Origin of the sequence: Bacillus sp. BD48 (genome assembly GCF_046566805.1) — a bacterium.
In the GTDB taxonomy this organism is placed as follows: domain Bacteria; phylum Bacillota; class Bacilli; order Bacillales; family Bacillaceae; genus Bacillus; species Bacillus safensis.
The window spans coordinates 748,498-767,842 of record NZ_JANGFM010000001.1 but is presented as its reverse complement, the minus strand read 5'-3'; the positions used below and the strand labels follow the sequence as shown (position 1 = coordinate 767,842).

18 protein-coding genes and 1 riboswitch are annotated in these 19,345 nt (G+C 42.0%); of the genes, 11 read left to right on the top strand and 7 right to left on the bottom strand.

Annotated features, from left to right (window positions below; translation table 11 throughout):
- Positions 1-15 precede the first annotated feature (15 nt).
- The 3 genes from metH to ACLGGR_RS03970 form a co-directional block, all read right to left on the bottom strand.
- Positions 16-3,444, bottom strand: a complete 3,429-nt coding sequence (gene metH, locus ACLGGR_RS03980; protein ID WP_410972533.1) for a methionine synthase — start codon at positions 3,442-3,444, stop codon at positions 16-18.
- Entirely contained in the window at positions 3,428-5,269 is a 1,842-nt protein-coding gene (locus ACLGGR_RS03975) for a bifunctional homocysteine S-methyltransferase/methylenetetrahydrofolate reductase (RefSeq protein WP_410972532.1), read from the bottom strand. Before ACLGGR_RS03975 ends, metH begins: the two co-directional genes overlap by 17 nt.
- A 78-nt stretch (positions 5,270-5,347) precedes the next feature.
- Positions 5,348-5,466, bottom strand: a riboswitch (SAM riboswitch).
- 81 nt (positions 5,467-5,547) lie between these two features.
- Positions 5,548-6,039, bottom strand: coding sequence for a YajQ family cyclic di-GMP-binding protein (locus ACLGGR_RS03970; protein ID WP_012009527.1), 492 nt, complete (start codon positions 6,037-6,039; stop codon positions 5,548-5,550).
- Positions 6,040-6,264: 225 nt separating this feature from the next.
- Between ACLGGR_RS03970 and ACLGGR_RS03965 the strand changes: the two genes are divergently transcribed.
- The 3 genes from ACLGGR_RS03965 to ACLGGR_RS03955 all read left to right on the top strand — a co-directional run bounded on the left by ACLGGR_RS03965 (position 6,265) and on the right by ACLGGR_RS03955 (position 9,883).
- Positions 6,265-7,113 (top strand): CvfB family protein, encoded by an 849-nt coding sequence (locus ACLGGR_RS03965; protein ID WP_142944479.1) that lies wholly within the window; start codon positions 6,265-6,267, stop codon positions 7,111-7,113.
- A 146-nt stretch (positions 7,114-7,259) separates the two neighbouring features.
- Complete coding sequence (locus tag ACLGGR_RS03960; protein ID WP_251215668.1) at positions 7,260-8,237, top strand: BMP family lipoprotein; 978 nt, start codon at positions 7,260-7,262, stop codon at positions 8,235-8,237.
- On the top strand, positions 8,234-9,883 hold the full coding sequence (locus ACLGGR_RS03955; protein WP_251215667.1) for a methyl-accepting chemotaxis protein: 1,650 nt from the start codon (positions 8,234-8,236) through the stop codon (positions 9,881-9,883). The genes ACLGGR_RS03960 and ACLGGR_RS03955 overlap by 4 nt, the downstream gene beginning before the upstream one ends.
- A 47-nt stretch (positions 9,884-9,930) precedes the next feature.
- Here ACLGGR_RS03955 and ACLGGR_RS03950 read toward each other — a convergent pair whose 3' ends face one another.
- Entirely contained in the window at positions 9,931-10,782 is an 852-nt protein-coding gene (locus ACLGGR_RS03950) for a DegV family protein (protein ID WP_142944482.1), read from the bottom strand.
- A gap of 139 nt (positions 10,783-10,921) precedes the next feature.
- Here ACLGGR_RS03950 and ACLGGR_RS03945 point away from each other — a divergent pair, with 139 nt between their 5' ends.
- Positions 10,922-11,764, top strand: a complete 843-nt coding sequence (locus ACLGGR_RS03945; RefSeq protein WP_024425072.1) for a YitT family protein — start codon at positions 10,922-10,924, stop codon at positions 11,762-11,764.
- A 14-nt stretch (positions 11,765-11,778) separates the two neighbouring features.
- A complete protein-coding gene (locus tag ACLGGR_RS03940; protein ID WP_410972531.1) occupies positions 11,779-12,234 on the top strand; it encodes a BsuPI-related putative proteinase inhibitor in 456 nt (151 codons plus the stop codon).
- 50 nt (positions 12,235-12,284) lie between these two features.
- On the opposite strand, the gene ACLGGR_RS03935 is transcribed toward ACLGGR_RS03940, so the two are convergent.
- From ACLGGR_RS03935 to ACLGGR_RS03925, 3 genes are all read right to left on the bottom strand, one after another.
- Positions 12,285-12,476: a DUF3813 domain-containing protein gene (locus ACLGGR_RS03935; RefSeq protein ID WP_024425070.1), complete on the bottom strand. Its 192-nt coding sequence runs from the start codon at positions 12,474-12,476 to the stop codon at positions 12,285-12,287.
- Complete coding sequence (locus tag ACLGGR_RS03930) at positions 12,473-12,622, bottom strand: hypothetical protein (protein WP_024425069.1); 150 nt, start codon at positions 12,620-12,622, stop codon at positions 12,473-12,475. The genes ACLGGR_RS03935 and ACLGGR_RS03930 overlap by 4 nt, the downstream gene beginning before the upstream one ends.
- Positions 12,623-12,710: 88 nt before the next feature.
- Complete coding sequence (locus ACLGGR_RS03925) at positions 12,711-13,523, bottom strand: Cof-type HAD-IIB family hydrolase (RefSeq protein ID WP_048238455.1); 813 nt, start codon at positions 13,521-13,523, stop codon at positions 12,711-12,713.
- A 137-nt stretch (positions 13,524-13,660) separates the two neighbouring features.
- Here ACLGGR_RS03925 and ACLGGR_RS03920 point away from each other — a divergent pair, with 137 nt between their 5' ends.
- From ACLGGR_RS03920 to argJ, 6 genes are all read left to right on the top strand, one after another.
- Entirely contained in the window at positions 13,661-14,446 is a 786-nt protein-coding gene (locus ACLGGR_RS03920) for an alpha/beta fold hydrolase (RefSeq protein WP_323647294.1), read from the top strand.
- A 46-nt stretch (positions 14,447-14,492) separates the two neighbouring features.
- Entirely contained in the window at positions 14,493-14,801 is a 309-nt protein-coding gene (locus ACLGGR_RS03915) for a metal-sulfur cluster assembly factor (protein ID WP_024425066.1), read from the top strand.
- Positions 14,802-14,923: 122 nt separating this feature from the next.
- Positions 14,924-16,369, top strand: a complete 1,446-nt coding sequence (locus ACLGGR_RS03910) for an FAD-binding protein (protein WP_410972530.1) — start codon at positions 14,924-14,926, stop codon at positions 16,367-16,369.
- Complete coding sequence (locus ACLGGR_RS03905; protein WP_410972529.1) at positions 16,366-16,908, top strand: MFS transporter; 543 nt, start codon at positions 16,366-16,368, stop codon at positions 16,906-16,908. The genes ACLGGR_RS03910 and ACLGGR_RS03905 overlap by 4 nt, the downstream gene beginning before the upstream one ends.
- A 143-nt stretch (positions 16,909-17,051) precedes the next feature.
- Complete coding sequence (gene argC / locus ACLGGR_RS03900; protein ID WP_323647291.1) at positions 17,052-18,089, top strand: N-acetyl-gamma-glutamyl-phosphate reductase; 1,038 nt, start codon at positions 17,052-17,054, stop codon at positions 18,087-18,089.
- A 22-nt stretch (positions 18,090-18,111) separates the two neighbouring features.
- Entirely contained in the window at positions 18,112-19,332 is a 1,221-nt protein-coding gene (argJ, locus tag ACLGGR_RS03895; RefSeq protein WP_323647290.1) for a bifunctional ornithine acetyltransferase/N-acetylglutamate synthase, read from the top strand.
- The last annotated feature ends 13 nt before the right edge of the window (positions 19,333-19,345 follow it).

Below are 19,345 nucleotides of genomic sequence, written 5' to 3'. Positions count from 1 at the left end.
ACGGAGGTTCTAGTATTAATGAACATTAAAGTATCGAGCTTCAGGGTGGGAAACGACGATCGCTGAAACAGATGCTTCAGGTTCCATCATGAATCCTTCTGTCAGATGGATGCCGATTTTTTCGGGCTGAAGCAGCTTGAAGAGCTTTTCTTGGTCCTCAAGATTTGGACACGCTGGATAACCAAAGGAATAGCGCTGCCCTTGATATTTCGCCTGGAATCGTTTGTCCATTGTGAAATCGACTGGGTCAGGAAAGCCCCATTTGTCACGAATCACTTGGTGTGTTCTTTCAGCTAATCCTTCTGCAAGCTCAAGCGCCAGAGCTTGGACAGCATGCATTTTTAAATAATCCCCTTCCTGCTTAAATTGCTGCGCGACTTCACGTATACGCGCGCCGGCTGTGACGGCAAATAAGGCAATATAATCTTTCTCGTTTTCATCACTTTTCCGTACATAATCAGATATGGAGCGGTACGGTAGCTTCTCCTGCCTTGGGAATTGGAATGTTTCAATGATGCGGTCAGGCTCTTCGGGATCATAAATATGCAAATCATTTCCGTTTGAATTGGCAGGGAAGAATTGATAGACAAATGCAGGTGCAAACCAGTTTTTCTCTCTGCCTTCATTTAGAAGATCCGTGACAAGCTGTTTTAATTCCAATGCTTTTGGGTGCTGTTCAGCTAATAAGGTTTTGACCTTTCCCTTTAAACCGAGATGATGACCAATAAGCATTTGTTCATTCACATAAGGCATAATATGATGCAAATCGATGTCCCTTACATAATGGCGTGCGGTGTTTTCTGGTTTAAATACCGGTGCCTGCGGGAGTGCTGCGCGTTTTTCTAGTAGTTCAATGACAGCTTTCGGCTGCTTTCCTTCTTTCTCCTTGAAAGGTGCCGCTGGTTCCTCTTGCGGCTTTGTTTGAAATTGAAGAGGATTCGCTTTTAACTCATTGGCTAATGAAAGTCCGTCCATCGCATCTTTTGCATAAAGAACAGGTCCATCATAATGAGGCGAAATTTTCATTTTCGTAAATTTACGAGAAAGGGCCGCACCGCCGACCAAAATAGGAACAGAAATGTTTGCTTTTTGTAAATCCTGAGCGGTTAATACCATTTGCTGGGCGGACTTTACAAGTAAGCCTGATAACCCGATCATATCTGGTTTTTCCTTTTGCACAGCTTCAATCAATGTTTGAGGTGTCACCTTGATGCCGAGGTCGACCACTTGAAAGCCGTTATTGCTCAAAATGATGTCGACAAGGTTTTTCCCGATATCGTGGACATCTCCTTTTACGGTCGCAAGTAGAATCTTTCCTTTCCCGCTCGCATGCTGCTTTTCCATATATTGCTCAAGGAACGAAACAGATGCTTTCATGACCTCAGCCGATTGAAGCACTTCGGCTACAATCAGTTCGTTTTGATTAAAAAGACGACCAACTTCAGCCATTCCCTGCATTAATGGACCATTAATGATATGAAGCGGCGATTCATATTGCTCCAAAGCAAGGGATAGGTCATCGATGAGACCTTCTTTCGTTCCTTCGACGACGTAGAGCGCCAGCCTTTCATCAAGTGATAAGGAGACCTTTGGTTTTTTCTCCGTTTTCTTTTTGCCGCGGTAAAATTGGGTGAATTCAGCTAGTGTTTGATCATTTGTTTCATAAAGCAAGGTTTCAGCTAGTTTGATTTCTTCCTTTGGAATGGAAGCGAAGCGTTCAAGCTTTTCTGTATTTACAATGGCATAGTCAAGCCCTGCTTGCACGCAATGATACAAATAGACGGCATTTAAGATTTCTCTGCCAACAGGCGGAAGTCCAAAAGATACGTTGCTGATGCCTAAAATGGTGAGGCACTCAGGCAGGGTTTCCTTGATCATTTTAATGCCTTTGATCGTTTCTTCAGCGGCGCCAATATATTGCTCGTCGCCAGTGCCTACAGGAAAGACAAGCGGATCAAAAATGATGTCACTTGCGGGAATACCATATTTCTTTGTTAGTAAATCGTGAGAACGTACAGCAATTTCAAGCTTTCGTTCTGCTGTCACAGCCATTCCTATTTCATCAATTGTGCCAACAACAAGTGCACCGCCATATAGCTTCACAAGAGGAAGAATCTCTTCAAAGCGTTCCTCGCCATCCTCAAGGTTGATGGAATTGATGATGGCTTTCCCTTGAGAATAGGTGAGTGCCTTTTCAATCACGTGTTTATCCGTTGAATCAATGACAAAAGGGGCTTTGACCTTTTTCATGGCTTCTTGTAAGAAACCTTCCATGTCTGCTGCCTCATCACGGTCTGGATCGGCGAGACACACATCAACGACGTGAGCGCCATTTTTCACTTGAGCACGAGCAATTTCTGCTGCTTCTTCAAACTTTTGTTCCGCAATGAGCCGTTTGAATTTGCGAGATCCAATGACATTGGTTCGTTCGCCTACAAAAAGAGGACGCATCGAATCCTCATAAATAAGAGGTTCAATTCCTGATACGGTATGCTGCGGCGATTCGCGAGTGATATGACGCGGCTGAAGCGTGCATACTTCATCTGACAATGCTTGAATATGTGCAGGTGTCGTTCCGCAGCAGCCGCCGACGATATTTAACCAGCCTTCCTTAGCGAAGGCGGCGATTTTTTTAGCAAGAGAAGCAGGGGATTCGTGATATTGACCTTCTTCATCTGGGAGTCCAGCATTCGGATAGCAGCTCACCGCTGACTTTGCAATAGAGGAGAGAGTCCGGATATGGTCTGTCATAAATTCTGGACCAGTCGCACAGTTAAGGCCCACACTGATTGGTTTCATATGCTCAAGAGAGATATAAAAGGCTTCGATATCCTGACCAGCAAGGGTGGTGCCCATCGGTTCAATCGTACCTGATACCATGAGTGGTAATTGAATGCCTGTCTGCTGAAAGGCTTCCTGAATTCCTTTGAATCCAGCTTTTACATTCAGCATGTCTTGGCTTGTTTCTAAAAGAAGGGCATCACACTTTCCGTCAATTAGAGCGCGGGCCTGCTCTTCATAGTTTCTGACGAGCTCACTGAAGGTTGTGCCGCCTGTTACAGATAATGTTTTCGTTGTCGGGCCCATTGCGCCTACAACAAAACGAGGCTTTTCCGGTGTGGAGAAACGGTCAGCTTCTGCCTTTGCCAGCTGCGCAGCTCGAACATTGAGTTCATAGGCAAGGTGCCCAAGCCCATATTCGTCAAGAACGAGCTTTGTCGCACCGAACGTATTTGTTTCAATGAGGTCAGCACTTGCTTCGAGGTACTCCCTATGGATCTGAGAGATGATGTGAGGGGCTGTCACATTCAAATACTCGTTACAGCCCTCATACTCTTCTCCGCCAAAGTCCTCTGCTGTCAGATTGGCGTTTTGAATCATTGTGCCCATTGCACCATCAAGGACGAGGATGCGTTTCTTGAGCTGTTCAGTGATAGTTGACATGGATGTTAGACTCCTTTTCTTTCTGATGGATGTAGGTGGTCAATTCTGCTGTTAAATCTGATCGAAGGAAAGGAGTAATCAAATAAATGCCATGAAACAATTCGCAGGCTGTATCTAATAAAGAGCGGGCAATTGCTAAGCCTTCTGCTCGCTGCTTTTCCTTATCTTCACCAGCCTTTGCCATAATGTCACGAATAGAATCAGATAATTTGATGCCAGGAATTTCGTGATGAATAAACTCTGCATTTCGGCTACTTGTTAACGGCATAATGCCGATATAAATCGGTTTATCCAAGTGGCGGCTTTCCTCATGAATTTTCACAAGCTGTTCCTCAGAATAAACAGGCTGTGAAATAAAATAATCAGCACCGTATTCTATTTTTTTCTCAAGACGTTTCACCGCTTTATCAATATGGCGCACATTTGGGTTAAAAGCGCCAGCCACTGAAAAATTGGTCTTTTTGCCAAGGGGCTTTCCTGAGAAAGAAAGGCCTTCGTTAAACTGTTTGATGAGACGAATCAAATCAAAGGAGGTTAAATCATACACAGATGTTGCACCCGGGAAATCCCCGATTTTAGATGGATCGCCTGTGATGGCTAAAATATCGGTTAATCCAAGGGTGTCAAGCCCCATTAAATGAGATTGAAGTCCAATCAAATTACGGTCGCGGCATGTGATATGAACAAGAGAACGCATATCGAGCTGCTGCTTTAATAATGCGCCGCAAGCGACATTGCTAATGCGCGGAGTCGCAAGAGAATTATCGGCTAACGTCAACGCATCAATGCCAGCATTCTTTAATTCATTTGCAGCAACGAGAAATTTTTCGAAGTTCAGCTTCTTCGGCGGATCAAGCTCTACGATAATCGATCGTTTTTTCACAGCCAGCTCATCAAGACCCGGTTCAGTGCGCTGATCTTGGATTGAAATGATTTCTTCTTTTAACACTTTCACTTCTTTTTCAGTGATCGGTGCTAAATCTTTGACCGCTTCAGCCATTGCGCTAATATGCTGGGGTGTTGTTCCGCAGCAGCCTCCGATAATACGTGCGCCCTGATTTCTAAATTCAAGTGCACTTTTTCGGAAATAATCGTTATCTGTATCATAGACGAGTCTGCCTTCTTCAAGAGAGGGGAGACTGCTGTTAGGATAGACAGATAAATGAGAATTTTCCAAAAGCGGAACGCCTTCGAGTGCCTGAATCATGTGATAAGGGCCCAGCCGGCAGTTGATGCCGACGACATCTGCACCAAGAGATGATAACTCAGATAAACCATCACTCAGCGGGGTTCCATCCTGCAAAACGCCTTGTTCATGCATAGAGACGTTCATGACAATCGGAAGAGTCGTTTCTTTGCGGGCAATTTGGAGAACAGCCTTCGCTTCTTCTATATCATAATATGTTTCAAGCAATAATCCATCAGGCTCTTCATTTAATAGGATGTACAGCTGCTCTCTAAAGCTTCGTTTGATTTCTTCTATAGAGTAGGCATTTTTGTTAAACGTTCGAATGCCGCCAACTGTTCCGAGTACATAAGCAGAGCCTGCGGCTGCTTTTGCAATTTGTACAGCCTTTGTATTGATGCGTTTCGTTTCTTCCTCTAAGCCGTAGCGGGATAGTTTAATATAATTCGCACCGTAAGTGTTCGTTTGGATGATGTCAGCGCCTGCCTGCACATATGCCTCATGCACGCGTTTCACTTCATCCTCTTTCGATAAATTTAATTCTTCAAAGCAGCGGTCAATGCCGTAAGAGTATAAAAGTGTTCCCATCGCTCCGTCAGCAATCAGTACGCGGTTTTGTAAGTCTTGTAATAGGCCCATTGTATTCCTCCTTATTTCTATGTAACAAAAAAAGCCTTCTGATAAGAAGAAGACTTTTTGGCTGTATCGTAATTCTTCTCCTTATCTTCCAAGCAGTTGCTTGCTGGATTTAGCACCTTGGTCATAGAAAATAGATTTCTACTACACCGGTTGCTGAGGCTTCACAGGGCCAGTCCCTCTGCCTCTCTTGATAAGAAAGCAATATGAACATGTCAATGAATTGAACTTCCATCAACTGTAACGAAAAATGCAGAAATAATCAATGGAAAATTTGAAATTTATCGAAAATTTATAAATTGGACATCAATCGGCAAATCGGCCTTGCGCATAAGAGAAATAACCTCTTGTAAATCATCTTTATTTTTCCCTGTCACACGCACTTGGTCATCCTGAAATTGTGATTTCACTTTGATGCCAGACTGCTTGATGAGCGCGTTGATCTTTTTGGCGTTGTCTTGATCAATCCCGCTGATCAGCTTCGCACGCTGACGTACTGTACCGCCTAGGGCATGCTCAGTTTTTCCGTAATCGATGTTTTTAGTTGGAACATTTCGTTTGATCAGCTTTGTCACAAGCACATCCTTTAGCTGCTCAAGTTTGAAGTCATCATCAGAAATGAGAACAAGCTCTTCTTTTTCGAGAGAAATATCACTTTTACTTCCTTTAAAATCATAACGGTTTTTAATTTCTTTCAGTGCTGCTTGAACAGCGTTTTGCACCTCAGGCAGTTCAACCTTCGATACAATGTCAAATGAGCTTTCTTTTGCCATCACACATGACCTCCAAATTTAGATATTGCGTCTATTTTATCATGCAATTAACAGAAGAAGAAAACTTTATCAAAGAGTAAAGCCGCCAGCCGTATAAATCGTGTCCAGTTTGTCCACTTTAGCTAACAGAACTAGAGATGTTCATGCGGGGAGAAGTATAGTAGAATAGAGTGAATCAAAAGATGAACGAACGCTCTTTTATGGGCAGATAGGAAGGAAGAGAACATGAGACCAGGTGAGCAACTGACCTTGCAAATAGAGAACGAAATGGAATACGGCTACTTTTTGACAGACGGTGAAGATTCGGTCCTCTTACATCGCAGTGAAATGACAGAAGATATTGGTGACCGAGATGAAGTAGAGGTCTACTTATATGTAGATCATGAAGAAAGACTTGCTGCCACGATGAAAATACCTACAATTAACGCACATACATACGACTGGGTAGAAGTCGTGGACGTGGTAGAAGACATGGGCGCATTTGTCGATGTTGGGCTGTCAAAGGATGCACTTGTTGCAACAGAACACCTCCCGCCTTTTGAAGAAGCATGGCCGAAAAAAGGAGACAAACTCTACTGTATGCTGAAAGTCACAAGCTACGGCAGAATGTTCGCAAAACCAGCCACAGAAGATGTGATCAGTGAATTGTTTACTGAGGCACCAGAAACCTTAATGAACAAAGAAATCACTGGAACAATCTATCGCTTAATTGCGACAGGTTCTTTTATGCTGACAGATACAGGCGTGCGTGGGTTTATCCACCGCACGGAACGAAAGGAAGAGCCTAGATTAGGATCGACTGTTACAGGACGCGTCATTGCAGTGAAAGAGGATGGAACCGTGAACGTTTCTCTGCTTCCTAGAAAACAGGAGGCATTATCTGTCGATGCAGAAGAAATTTTAACCTATATGAGAACAAGAAACGGCGCTATGCCTTATGGGGATAAAAGTGATCCAGAGGACATCCGCGAAAGATTTCAAATGAGCAAAGCAGCCTTTAAACGAGCACTAGGTCATCTCATGAAAAATGATTTAGTTTACCAAAAAGAAGGCTGGACATACGAGAAAAAGTGAGCATTTGCTCACTTTTTTATTTTTGTCTTAAATAATGGATTTTTTCTATGAAAAAAGTCATGAAAAACCTTCACTAGATCATTGAAACAACGCCCCTCAAATCCGATAAAAAAGGAGTAAGGATGATAAAAGGAGTGTGTTTTTGGATGAAAGTGAAGATTTCATTACTTCTGATGGCAGCCATGCTTATGGTGCTCGCCGCATGCGGTAATCAACAGGAGGGGGCGCCAAAATCAACTGCGAAGCATATTGGCGTTATGCTCACAGATGATGGTCTTGGTGATCAATCATTTAACGATTCATCATTTAAAGGATTAGAAAAAGCACGTGATGAGCTTGGCATTGAATTTGATTATAGAGAAATAGCAGAAACTGACACATATGAAAAAGGGCTGACAGAGCTCGTAAAAGAAGGTAATGACCTCATCATCGGTGTAGGTTTCAGTATGCAAGAAGACCTAGAAAAAGTCGCAAAGAAATATCCGAAGAAGCAGTTTCTTCTGATCGATGCTGTTTCTGAGCTGAAAAATGTGACCTCTGTGACGTTTAAAGAAGAGCAAGGCAGCTATTTAGCAGGTGCACTTGCTGCGATGACAACGAAAAGCGATGTCATTGGATTTGTTGGCGGTGTTGACGCAGATGTCATTCATCGTTTTGAAAAAGGATTTCAAAAAGGTGCCAAATCAGTCAATCCGAAAATCAAAATATTATCCACCTATGCCGGTACGTTTAGTGATGCAGGCAAAGGTAGTAAAATAGCCAAAGACATGATCAAAAAGAAAGCAGACGTTTTATATGCCGCAGCCGGTTATACAGGTGTCGGTGTATTAAAAGAAGCGCAGTCACAGGGTAAATATGCCATTGGTGTAGACAGTGATCAGTACTATACTGCTGAAAAAGCGGTCATTTCGTCTATGGTGAAAAAAGTCGATGAAGTGGTCTATCAATTCAGCGAACAGCTCGTCAAGAACAATCAAATGAAAAGCGGGCATGTTGTCTATGACTTAAGCAATGATGGAATCGATATGGCAAAAATCCGGGTTCTGAAAAATGCTGAGACATTGACCAAAAAATTAAATGGTCTGAAGCAGACGCTTCTAAAAGAAGAGGGGGACGCATCATGAGTTTACGCGTCAAAATTTTACTTAACTCACTTATTTCACTTCTTTTAGCAGTTGGCGTCATCGCCTTTATCATTGTCAGCATGACAAAGATCCAATCATCAAATGAGACAGATGTCCAAACCTTATTAAACGTACAAAAAACGAAGGCAAGCTTTGAAAGTGTCGAGCAAGCCATGACCAATTATTCGATGACACTCTCAGATGAACAGCTAGAGATCGTTCAAAACGATATTTCTACAGCAAAAAAACAGCTGCAAACGTTAAACAAACATGCAGGAAATATGAACAAAGAGGCATTAACAAGGTTAAATTCAAAATATGACACGTGGACCAAGGAAGCAAACAACGCCATTGGTGAAAAAAACGCCTCGGATGCAAGACGTGTGGCAGCAAGAATTGATGGCGTTTTAAACGATGTGCATACGTTGAATAAAAGAGCAGAAGAAGCGTATAAACGAAATCTAGAGGCTGCAGCAGACAATGTGCAATGGATTATTACAAGTGCACTCGTCTCAGCACTCACACTGATTGTCATTGCCGTCTTTTTGAATATTGGATTAACGCGATCCATCGTGACACCCATCAAATCACTATCCTTCAGAGCAAAGCAGATCGCAGAAGGCAATCTTGCTGTGGAGCGGATGGATATTCAGCGCAAGGATGAAATCGGCGGCTTGAATGAATCCTTTAATCAAATGACAGATCAGCTGATTAGTCTGATTAAAGAAATCAGCACTGTCTCAAGCCGAGTAGAGACATTCTCGATCCATCTGAATGATGAAAATAAAAAGATGATGGAGTCTGCGAATCAAGTATCTGTCTCAACAGACGAAATGGCCAATGGGTCACAAGCGATTTCAGAAGACCTCCAGCATGGCGTCAGCTTGATTGAGAAAATGGACCAGCATGGACGTAAAAATTCCGAACGCTCACAAACGGTCATCCGCAGTACAGAGGATGCCATCGAAGCAGTAGAAAGCGGAAAGCACACGTTAACAGAAACAAAAACAGCGATTGAAAAAAATACACATGCCACGAGACAAATCGAAGAATCAGCAGGAGAATTCACGCAATACGCCAGCGGAATCTCGGCCATGGCCAAAACGGTTTCTGACATTGCGGACCAAACAAACCTGCTTTCCTTAAACGCAGCCATTGAAGCGGCAAGAGCAGGCGAAGCTGGAAAAGGCTTTGCCGTTGTAGCAGATGAAATTCGCAAGCTTGCTGATGAATCGTCTAATGCAACAAGACAAATCTTTGACATGGTCAGTCATATTGAAAGAGGCATTCAATCCATTAGTCAAACTGTTCAAGAAGGGGTCAAGCTTTCACTTCAGCAGCAGGATGCCATGGACAAAACCTCACACTCCTTTGAAGATATAGAAACAAAAGCGCAGCATATTAAACAAGAAATGGCGGTCTTAAATGACCAAATTATGCAATCAACAGAACTTGGCGGACAAGTGCTGCACTCGATTGAAAATATTAGTGCAGTGGTAGAAGAAACAGCAGCTGGCAGCGAAGAAATTTCTGCCTCAGCCAATGAACAGCTGCAATCGTTCCATCAAATGAACAAACAGGTCGAAGAATTGATGAATATGACGGCAAGGTTAAATGAAACCGTCCATCGATTTAAACTTTCATAAGAAAAGCACCCTTCCCGTGTTGTGTCAGGGAAGGGTGCTTTTTATGATCATTTGCCTGTAAAAAAGATCGCAAGTGTGCTAGGTCCAGAATGGGACCCAACAGCGGCGCCGATGATCTGAATATCAATTTCTTTTGGGTGAAATTCGGCTTCGATTAGTTGTCTCATGTCTTCTGCCAGTGCAGGATCATCACCGTGACTAATGCCAACTGTTTGGTTCGACCAATCCGTTCCGCGTTCTTTCATCAGTTCAATAATGCGTTTCAGCAGTTTTTTACGTCCGCGGATTTTTTCAAGCGGGATGAGTTTTCCATCTTCAACATGTAAAATGGGCTTAATGCTTAACAAACCGCCAACAAATGCGGACGCTTTACTGATTCTTCCGCCTCTTGCTAAATACGTTAAATCGTCTACAGTAAAAATATGTTGTAAAGATTCGCAAAAATGCTTTACAGACGTTTCAATTTCTTGTATTGTATTTCCGTCAATGGCAAGTGATTGAGCGTGTTTGACAGCAAGCCCATAGCCGAGTGAAGCGCATTTAGAATCAATGATTCGTAAATCAAAATCAGGGTATTCTTCCTTCACTTCGTTTGCCATCATCACAGCTGTTTGGTATGTACCAGAAAGCTCTGATGAAAAAGCGACATAGATGGCAGATGTATGGGTTTGAGCGGCAGAAACAAAGGCTTCCTTGATCCGGTTTGGTGAAGCCTGTGACGTTTTTGGACTGGCTCCTTGTCTCATCGCATCAAATACTTGTTTTGGTTCAATGGTGATTAAATCCTCAAATTCCTGCTCGCCAAGCAACACGCGGAGCGGAATGAGCGTTATGTTATGTTCATCATAATAAGAAAGAGGCAGATCAGCAGCACTGTCTGCTATGATATGAACAGTCATATAAATCCCTTCTTTCTAAAAAATAAGCCATATTTTACATCTTTTTAGCCTAACTATATCATAGAAATCATCTTTTCGTGTTCAAATTCTAAATTTTAGGGAAAACCATAGAGAGAATGGTAAGTGGAGGAATGACAACATGTTCATTGGAGAAGCAAAAAAACTCATTGTCGTCGTTATTGGTGCATTACTCAATGCGATTGGACTGAATTTATTCTTAATCCCAGCTGACGTATATGCGAGCGGTTTTACAGGGGTTGCCCAGCTGCTATCTAGCTTAATCGATCAATATGCGCCATTTTATGTATCAACAGGGATTCTATTATTTATTTTAAACATTCCAGTCGGCATTTTAGGCTGGATGAAAGTTGGCCGTTCCTTTACTTTGTACAGCATCATCAGTGTTGCACTGACGACCATTTTCCTCGGCATTTTACCAGAAACGAGTGTTTCCCACGATATTTTATTAAATGCTGTGTTTGGCGGTGTCATATCCGCAGTAGGGATTGGGATTACGCTCAAATACGGGGCATCAACAGGCGGACTCGACATTGTTGCCATGGTTTTAGCGAAGTGGAAGGATAAACCAGTTGGCACGTATTTCTTCATTTTAAATGGAATCATCATTTTTACAGCAGGATTATTACAAGGTTGGGAGAAAGCATTATATACCCTTGTCACATTATATGTGACCACAAGGGTCATTGATGCCATCCATACAAGACATGAGAAGCTGACCGCGATGATTGTCACGAAGAAAGCAGATGAAATCAAAGAAGCCATTTATGGAAAAATGGTCAGAGGCATTACGACTGTACCTGCAAAAGGCGCATTCACCAACGAGCAAAAGGAAATGATGGTGATCGTCATTACAAGGTATGAGCTGTATGAACTTGAACAAATTATTAAAGAAGTCGATCCAAAAGCCTTTACAAATATTGTGCAGACAACCAATATTCTTGGATTTTTCAGACGAGATTAAAAGGTGGGTAGCAGATGAAAAAAGGGTTTGTGCTTCTTCTCATTGTATTGGTTTTAGCCGCTTGTGGACAACAAAAAAAGGATGAACCAGACAAGGAGGTATCCGGTCAAATGGGAGAAAAAACGGTTGAGCTCACAGTAGACCCCGTCCAGAAAGGTTCTTCAGTTCAATTTAACATGTCACTGAAAAATGAATCAGATCGAGATATTGAATTTACTTTTAACACAAGCCAAAAATTCGAACTTAGTGTGTATGACGAAAACGGGAATGAACAATACCGCTATTCGAAAGACCGCATGTTCACACAGGCCATCCAATCTTTTGTACTGAAAAAAGGCGAAGCCTATGATTTTCAAGATACATGGTCAAACGGTGTAAAGCCGGGAACATACGAAGCGGTCGTAACGTTTAAAGGAAGAGCAGAAGGGCTGAAGCAAATCACGGAGAAGAAAACGTTCCAAGTCAAATAAGCACGGGAATCAGAAAAAGCTGGCCACATTAGGTGGACAGCTTTTTTATGTTAGAGATCATCGAGCAAGTCTTGGAAGGTATGCAGCTGGTTTCTTTCTGCATCTGTCGAATTAGCAAATGCAGAGGATACGGCATTTTTCGCTCGTTTGACCGCCTGCTGACGCTCTAACCCAGATGAAAATGAAGAAGTAAGTGCTTCTTCAGTAAATGATTTGGCTTGATCAAAAAGTTCGTTTCTCACAATGAACCTCCAGAAGCATCAGTCTTCATATTTCCTCTGTCTGACGCTTCTTCAAGTGTCGAACGATAAGGAAAACGTGCGTCATGAAGACTGACAGAATCTTTACCTTGTTGTATAAAGCGTTTCGATTTGCTTCTTTTACCCATTCGGAATCCGCCCCTTTACACAAGCTGACAGGACAACCTGTCTAACGGTAGTATGCCCGTTTCCATCTGCTATGTATGAATGGAAAAATTAAAGCGAGAAGTAATTCGTTAGAAACTTTGCAATCCCATCTTGTTCATTCGTATCAGTGACTTCATTTGAGACACGTTTCACGGCATCAATTCCGTTGCCCATTGCCACACCGCATCCAGCAAATTCAAGCATTTCTAAATCATTGTCTTCATCTCCGAATGCCACAATCCGCTCCTTAGGAACGCCGTAATAATCACTGATCTTTTGCAGTCCAACGGCTTTGTTCATGCCTGTTTTAATGATTTCAATCACGTGCCACGGGGCAGCCCAGCGCCTGTGATCAATCACTTCTGCATGAACATCTGATAAATAGCTTCGAATGGCTCCGACGTCCTCTTCTTTTGCATGAATTAACACGCTCGTCACATTCTCCCCAAGGTTGTCCCTAAGGTCTCCAACGGTGACTTTGTTTGCATTCATATTAAATATATCAATGAGTTTTTCATCATGATAATGGAAATACAAATCATCTAACACTTCAGCTAACACATTGTGCACTTTATATTCTTCACTAATGTCTACAAGCTGTTTGACCACTTGAAGATCAAGTGACGTATGAAATCTGCCCCATTTTTCATCAAGAGGATGATGGACAAACGCTCCGTTAAAATTCACAATGGGTGAATCAAGCTGTAATTGCTGATAATAAGGAGAGCTGGATCGAAATGGCCGGCCTGTTGATATACAGACGTGATGTCCGCTGTCTCTCACTTTTCGAATGACGTCAAGTGTATGCGCAGAAATGGTTTTATCATCTTTTAATAATGTGCCATCCAGGTCAAGTGCGATTAGATAAGGTTTAGTCTCCATAAAATCTCCTTTGATCTGTAAGTGATAGGAGGCAATTCATGTTAGCGCCTCTATCTATAGTGTATCTTTATCACATCTTTGTTGTCTACATGTTAAAATAAACAAAGACGGGAATGATAAAGGAGGATTCATAGGCTGTGATCACCATTGATGAGCAAATTACGCGCGATATTCCATTTTTACATATCGTAAAAGCTGAAAATAAAGACAAACCGCTGCCGCTTGTATTTTTTATTCACGGATTTACAAGTGCACGCGAGCATAATTTACACTTCGCCTTCCATTTGGCGGAAAAAGGCATGAGAGTCATTTTGCCTGACTGTGCTTATCATGGTGTAAGATCAGAAAACCTCAGCTTAGAGGAACTGGCATCAAAGTTCTGGGAAATTGTCCTGAACGAAATTCGTGAAATCGATATACTCAAAACATACTTTCAAGAAAAACAATTGATTGAAGCCGATCTGATAGGCGTTGCGGGTACATCCATGGGCGGTATCACCACCTTTGGTGCACTTGCCAAGCATGATTGGATCAAAGCCGCTGTCAGCTTGATGGGAAGTCCAAACTATACGACGTTTCTAAAAGCACAAATCATGGACATGCGTCACAAAGGGTTGATGAAAGATATTACAGACGAAGAGGTTCATCTGCAATTAGACGCCCTGCGCCCATACGATTTAACGCTGCAAACGGATCGATTAAACAAAAGACCGCTGTTATTCTGGCATGCAGAAAACGATCCTGTCGTCCCTTATCGGCACGCAAAATCTCTATATGATGAGTTAGCGGCCACACAATATAAGCAGGATCCGCACCTGATTCGTTTTATCACTGATGCACAAGCTGGCCATAAAGTCTCAAGACAAGCGATGTTTGAAACGATTGACTGGTTTGTGACACATCTGAAAAGCACAAACGTTTAGTCAAAAGAAAAAGTACGTTATACTAATGGAAAAAGGAGTGGATATCATGGATGAAGCATTGAAAGAAAATATTTTAGGCGCCCTAGAACAGGTGATTGACCCTGAGCTAAATGTCGACATCGTCAACCTTGGGCTTGTCTATGATGTCGATCTTGATGAGAATGGAAAAGCGGATATCACCATGACCTTAACATCAATGGGTTGTCCTCTTGCACCAATTATCGTGGATGAAGTCAAAAAAGCATTGAGTGATCTTCCAGAAGTAAAAGAAACAGAAGTTCACATCGTATGGAATCCGCCTTGGACACGTGACAAAATGTCAAGATACGCAAAAATCGCGCTCGGTATTCAATAAGCAAAAAAGAAAAATGCCTGGTATGAGTTGAACTCATGCCAGGTTTTTTTATGAAAAGTTAAGGTGGAGGAAGAGAGTAGCTTGATATAATGGATGTAATTTTAAAGAACGGAGTACCTATCATGAAACGAAAATGGCTATGGATCGTTCTTTTGATCGTATATGTTGCTGCATTTTGTGCATCAATCACCATACGAGAAGGCAAGGCACGCAATAAACAGGATCTTGAGGCTTTTACAGATGTCAGTCATCTCATGCCTGTCAAAATCAAAAAAGTTGTTCAAGGAAAAGAAATAGACACGTTAAAAGAAGTTATAAAAGAAGCAAAAGCAAAACACCTGCCGATTTCTATTGCCGGCAAACAGCATAGCATGGGCGGCCACACGTATTATGAAAACGGCATTGTGCTCGATATGACGGAATTCCGCCAGATTTTAGCGTTTGATCCAAAGAAGAAAACGATTCGGGTTCAAAGCGGTGCTACATGGGATGATATACAGAAATATGTGAATCCATACGGTCTTGCTGTGAAGGTAATGCAATCGCAAAATATCTTTACAATTGGCGGATCTTTAAGTGCAAATGCACATGGACGTGACATTCGCTACGGGTCACTCATTGATACGGTACGTTCCTTTAGGCTGTTAAAAGCAGATGGTGAGATTGTCACAGTAAAGCCAGGTGATGATTTGTTTTCTGCGGTCATTGGGGGATACGGATTGTTCGGTGTCATTTTAGATGTTGAGCTTTCTTTAACAAAAGATGAATTATATAAAATGGAGACAACCTCTCTCAATTACGATGAGTATACGGATTATTTTCAAAAACATGTCAAACACAATAAAGAAGTACGCATGCATCTTGCCAGAATCTCCACAGCAAAAACAAACTTTTTGAAAGAAATGTATGTGACGAATTATTCCCTCACTTCAAATCAAGAAATCGAATCATATCAAGAGCTGAAAGAAGATCAACTCGTCATGCCATTGAAATTTATGCTCGGCCTTTCAAGGAGATTTGATATGGGGAAAGGTCTGCTCTGGAATTTGCAAAAGAAGTATTTCCTAAGTCAAAATGATCAGCTGATCACAAGAAACAATGTGATGCGTTCTGATTCTGCCTTTTTGGAATATGAAAATGATTCAGACACAGATGTGCTGCAGGAATATTTCGTTCCAGTTGACCGTTTTCGTGCGTACATCGATGAGATGAGAGTTTTTTTACAACAGGAAGAATTGAATTTAATGAATATCACAATCCGCTACGTTCAAAAAAATGAAAATGCGGATCTCTCATATGCGAAACAAGATATGTTTGCTCTTGTGCTTTTAGTGAATTACGGGTTTGAAAAAGAAGAGAAAGCGGAAGCAGAGCGGATCATTCGAAAAATGACAGATATCACGCTGCGGCACGATGGAAGCTATTACTTACCGTACATGCCTTATCAAACGAAGGCGCAAATGAAGAGGGCTTATCCTAAAACCGATGTATTCTTCCAAAAGAAAAAACAAGCAGATCCAGATGGTACGTTTACCAATTACTTTTATGAGAGGTACAATACACAATGAATGCAAAAGCAATGAAATGGTTCGTCTACTCACAAAGTCTGCTATTTTTCGCCAGCAGTTTGATTTTCCCTTTTTACATTCTTTTTATTAAAAATGTTGGATCAAGCTATTCACAGTTTGGTCTCGCCTATGGTCTGTTTGGTTTAAGCGGTGCGTTTATTCATTTACTTTTAGGGAAACTGCCAGAAACCACCGACAGGCGGCTCTTTTTAATCATTCATTCGTTCGGTATGGCGTTTCTTTTGCTGCTTTTTCCGCATATAACAGAAGTGGAGCAAGTGTATATCATTCAGCTTGCGCTTGGTGCGCTGGGCGGCTTTCAAAAACATGGGGAGAAACTGCTTGTCACTGATCTGACAACAGAGAACAAAAGAATGAAAGAAGTCGGGCACTATCATTTTTGGACAGCCCTTTTTTCATCCATCGCCATTATGCTTGGCGGCCTGTTTGCTGATTTCTTTACCGTTTACTTCATTTTTTATGCAAGCTCCATATTATATTTATGCAGTGCGCTCATGGTCATCTATATCAAAAACTAAAGATAAATCCGCATGTCTCATGAAGATATGCGGTTTTTTTGTTGAAAAAAAATGAAAACAAATATTAAATATACAATTGAATTAATTTTTATACATGTTATAATGTTAAATAATTTCACAAAGATCAAGAGGGTGTATTGACGTTGAAAATAGGTATTATAGGTGCTACAGGGTACGGTGGTGCGGAATTGGTTCGTATCTTCAAGCATCACCCGCATGTGGAGGAATGTATATTGTATTCATCAAGTGGTGATGGGCAATTATACAGTCAATCTTATCCGCATCTAACAAACATGACTGACCAAACATTAAAAGCGATTGACCCGGCTGCCATTGTGCAAGAGACAGATGCTGTGTTTTTAGCAACACCAGCAGGCGTATCAAGTGAACTGACGCCAAAGCTTATGAATCAAGGGGTGCCGATCATTGATTTATCAGGTGATTTGCGCATTCAAGATGGAGCAACCTATGAAGCTTGGTATAAACGAAGGGCAGCGGATGAAGCATCTGTTCAACAAGCGGTGTACGGTTTATCCGAACTGAATCGTGACAAAATTCAACAGGCTGAAGTGATTGCCAATCCGGGCTGCTTTCCTACCGCAGTTCTTCTCGGTTTAGCACCGCTCATCAAACAGAATGTCATCGATGAATCCATGATCATAATAGATGCAAAAACAGGGGTGTCCGGTGCCGGACGATCTGCCTCACTTGGAACGCATTTTTCAGAACTAAACGATAACTTTAAAATTTATAAGGTGAATGAGCATCAGCATACGCCAGAAATAGAGCAAATATTAAGAGAATGGAATCCGCAAACGGCGAACGTCACATTTTCAACGCATCTTGTCCCGATGACAAGAGGAATTATGGCGACGATGTATACACAATTAAAATCAGATGTCACAAAAGAAGAATTGATGAAGCGAATGAAAGGCTTTTATGAAGATTCCTATTTTGTCAGAGTGAGAGATCACGGAATTTATCCACAAACGAAAGAAGTATACGGCAGTAACTTCTGTGACATTGGCTTTCATTTAGATGAGCGAACAGGAAGACTTACAATCGTGTCTGTCATAGACAATCTTATGAAAGGCGCGGCCGGCCAAGCGGTTCAAAACTTCAACATTATCAAAGGCTTACATGAAGAGGCGGGCCTCACAATGACACCTCTTTATCCATAAGAGAACAGGGGAGACAACAAACATGATCGAATTGAATGAAAAAAGCATTGTCAAAATAGACGGTGACGTATCATCACCAAAAGGCTTTGAAGCGAAGGGGATTCACATTGGCTTGCGCTATTCAAAAAAAGACCTTGGCCTTATCGTCAGCGAAGTACCAGCAGCAAGTGCAGCGGTCTACACACAAAGTCACTTTCAAGCTGCACCTCTCAAAGTCACACAACAAAGCTTAAAAAAGACAGGACAATTAAAAGGTGTCATTGTCAATAGTGCCATCGCTAATGCATGTACTGGTGAACAGGGATTAAAAGATGCATACGACATGCAGGCTGCCTGTGCAGATATGTTAGGTGTAGCTCCTGATTACATTGCTGTTTCTTCTACTGGTGTCATTGGAGAATGTCTGGAGATGGATAAAATCAAAAAGGGCATCGCCGAGTTAAAAGAAGCAAAAGCCGAAAAAGGCCATTTTGAAGAAGCGATCTTAACGACAGATACTGTCATTAAAAATACAACATACACCCTTACGATAGACGGAAAAGAGATCCTCATTTCAGGCGCAGCAAAAGGATCTGGCATGATTCACCCGAACATGGCGACAATGCTTGGCTTTGTCACAACAGATGCAAATGTCGAACAGGAAGCCTTACAGCAAGCGCTTCGTGACATTACGGATGTGACCTTTAATCAAATTACCGTCGATGGAGAAACTTCGACAAACGATATGGTGCTTGTGATGGCAAATGGCATGGCAGAAAACGATGTACTCAATGAAGAGCATCCAGAATGGCTATTGTTTAAAGAAGGATTAAAACTAGCTTGTGAGGATTTAGCCAAAGAGATTGCGAGAGATGGAGAAGGTGCAACCAAATTAATTGAAGCAAAAGTCGCTGGTGCTAAAAATAACTTGGAAGCCGGCATCATTGCGAAAAAGATCGTTGGTTCAAGTCTTGTTAAAACCGCCGTATATGGTACGGATGCCAACTGGGGCCGAATCGTTGGAGCGATTGGTCATAGCGCAGCTTCCGTCACACCGGAAGAGGTAGAAGTCTATTTAGGCGGACAATGTTTGTTCAAACACAATGAACCGCAGCCATTCTCAGAAGAAGAAGCAAAAGCATATCTAGAGCAGGATGAGATTACGATTTTCATTCAAATGAGTGAGGGGAATGGTGAAGCAGCAGCATGGGGCTGTGACCTTACCTATGATTATGTGAAAATTAACGCGAGCTATCGCACATAAAGAAGGAGATAGA

What these genes read in the sequence shown, in the direction of transcription:
- metH (WP_410972533.1), bottom strand. Translation starts at nt 3,444, where the DNA reads ATGTCAACTATCACTGAACAGCTCAAGAAACGCATCCTCGTCCTTGAT.
- ACLGGR_RS03955 (WP_251215667.1), top strand. Translation starts at nt 8,234, where the DNA reads ATGAGTTTACGCGTCAAAATTTTACTTAACTCACTTATTTCACTTCTT.
- ACLGGR_RS03965 (WP_142944479.1), top strand. Translation starts at nt 6,265, where the DNA reads ATGAGACCAGGTGAGCAACTGACCTTGCAAATAGAGAACGAAATGGAA.
- ACLGGR_RS03930 (WP_024425069.1), bottom strand. Translation starts at nt 12,622, where the DNA reads ATGGGTAAAAGAAGCAAATCGAAACGCTTTATACAACAAGGTAAAGAT.
- argJ (WP_323647290.1), top strand. Translation starts at nt 18,112, where the DNA reads ATGATCGAATTGAATGAAAAAAGCATTGTCAAAATAGACGGTGACGTA.
- ACLGGR_RS03945 (WP_024425072.1), top strand. Translation starts at nt 10,922, where the DNA reads ATGTTCATTGGAGAAGCAAAAAAACTCATTGTCGTCGTTATTGGTGCA.
- ACLGGR_RS03960 (WP_251215668.1), top strand. Translation starts at nt 7,260, where the DNA reads ATGAAAGTGAAGATTTCATTACTTCTGATGGCAGCCATGCTTATGGTG.
- ACLGGR_RS03925 (WP_048238455.1), bottom strand. Translation starts at nt 13,523, where the DNA reads ATGGAGACTAAACCTTATCTAATCGCACTTGACCTGGATGGCACATTA.
- ACLGGR_RS03915 (WP_024425066.1), top strand. Translation starts at nt 14,493, where the DNA reads ATGGATGAAGCATTGAAAGAAAATATTTTAGGCGCCCTAGAACAGGTG.
- ACLGGR_RS03975 (WP_410972532.1), bottom strand. Translation starts at nt 5,269, where the DNA reads ATGGGCCTATTACAAGACTTACAAAACCGCGTACTGATTGCTGACGGA.
- ACLGGR_RS03905 (WP_410972529.1), top strand. Translation starts at nt 16,366, where the DNA reads ATGAATGCAAAAGCAATGAAATGGTTCGTCTACTCACAAAGTCTGCTA.
- ACLGGR_RS03940 (WP_410972531.1), top strand. Translation starts at nt 11,779, where the DNA reads ATGAAAAAAGGGTTTGTGCTTCTTCTCATTGTATTGGTTTTAGCCGCT.
- ACLGGR_RS03970 (WP_012009527.1), bottom strand. Translation starts at nt 6,039, where the DNA reads ATGGCAAAAGAAAGCTCATTTGACATTGTATCGAAGGTTGAACTGCCT.
- ACLGGR_RS03910 (WP_410972530.1), top strand. Translation starts at nt 14,924, where the DNA reads ATGAAACGAAAATGGCTATGGATCGTTCTTTTGATCGTATATGTTGCT.
- ACLGGR_RS03950 (WP_142944482.1), bottom strand. Translation starts at nt 10,782, where the DNA reads ATGACTGTTCATATCATAGCAGACAGTGCTGCTGATCTGCCTCTTTCT.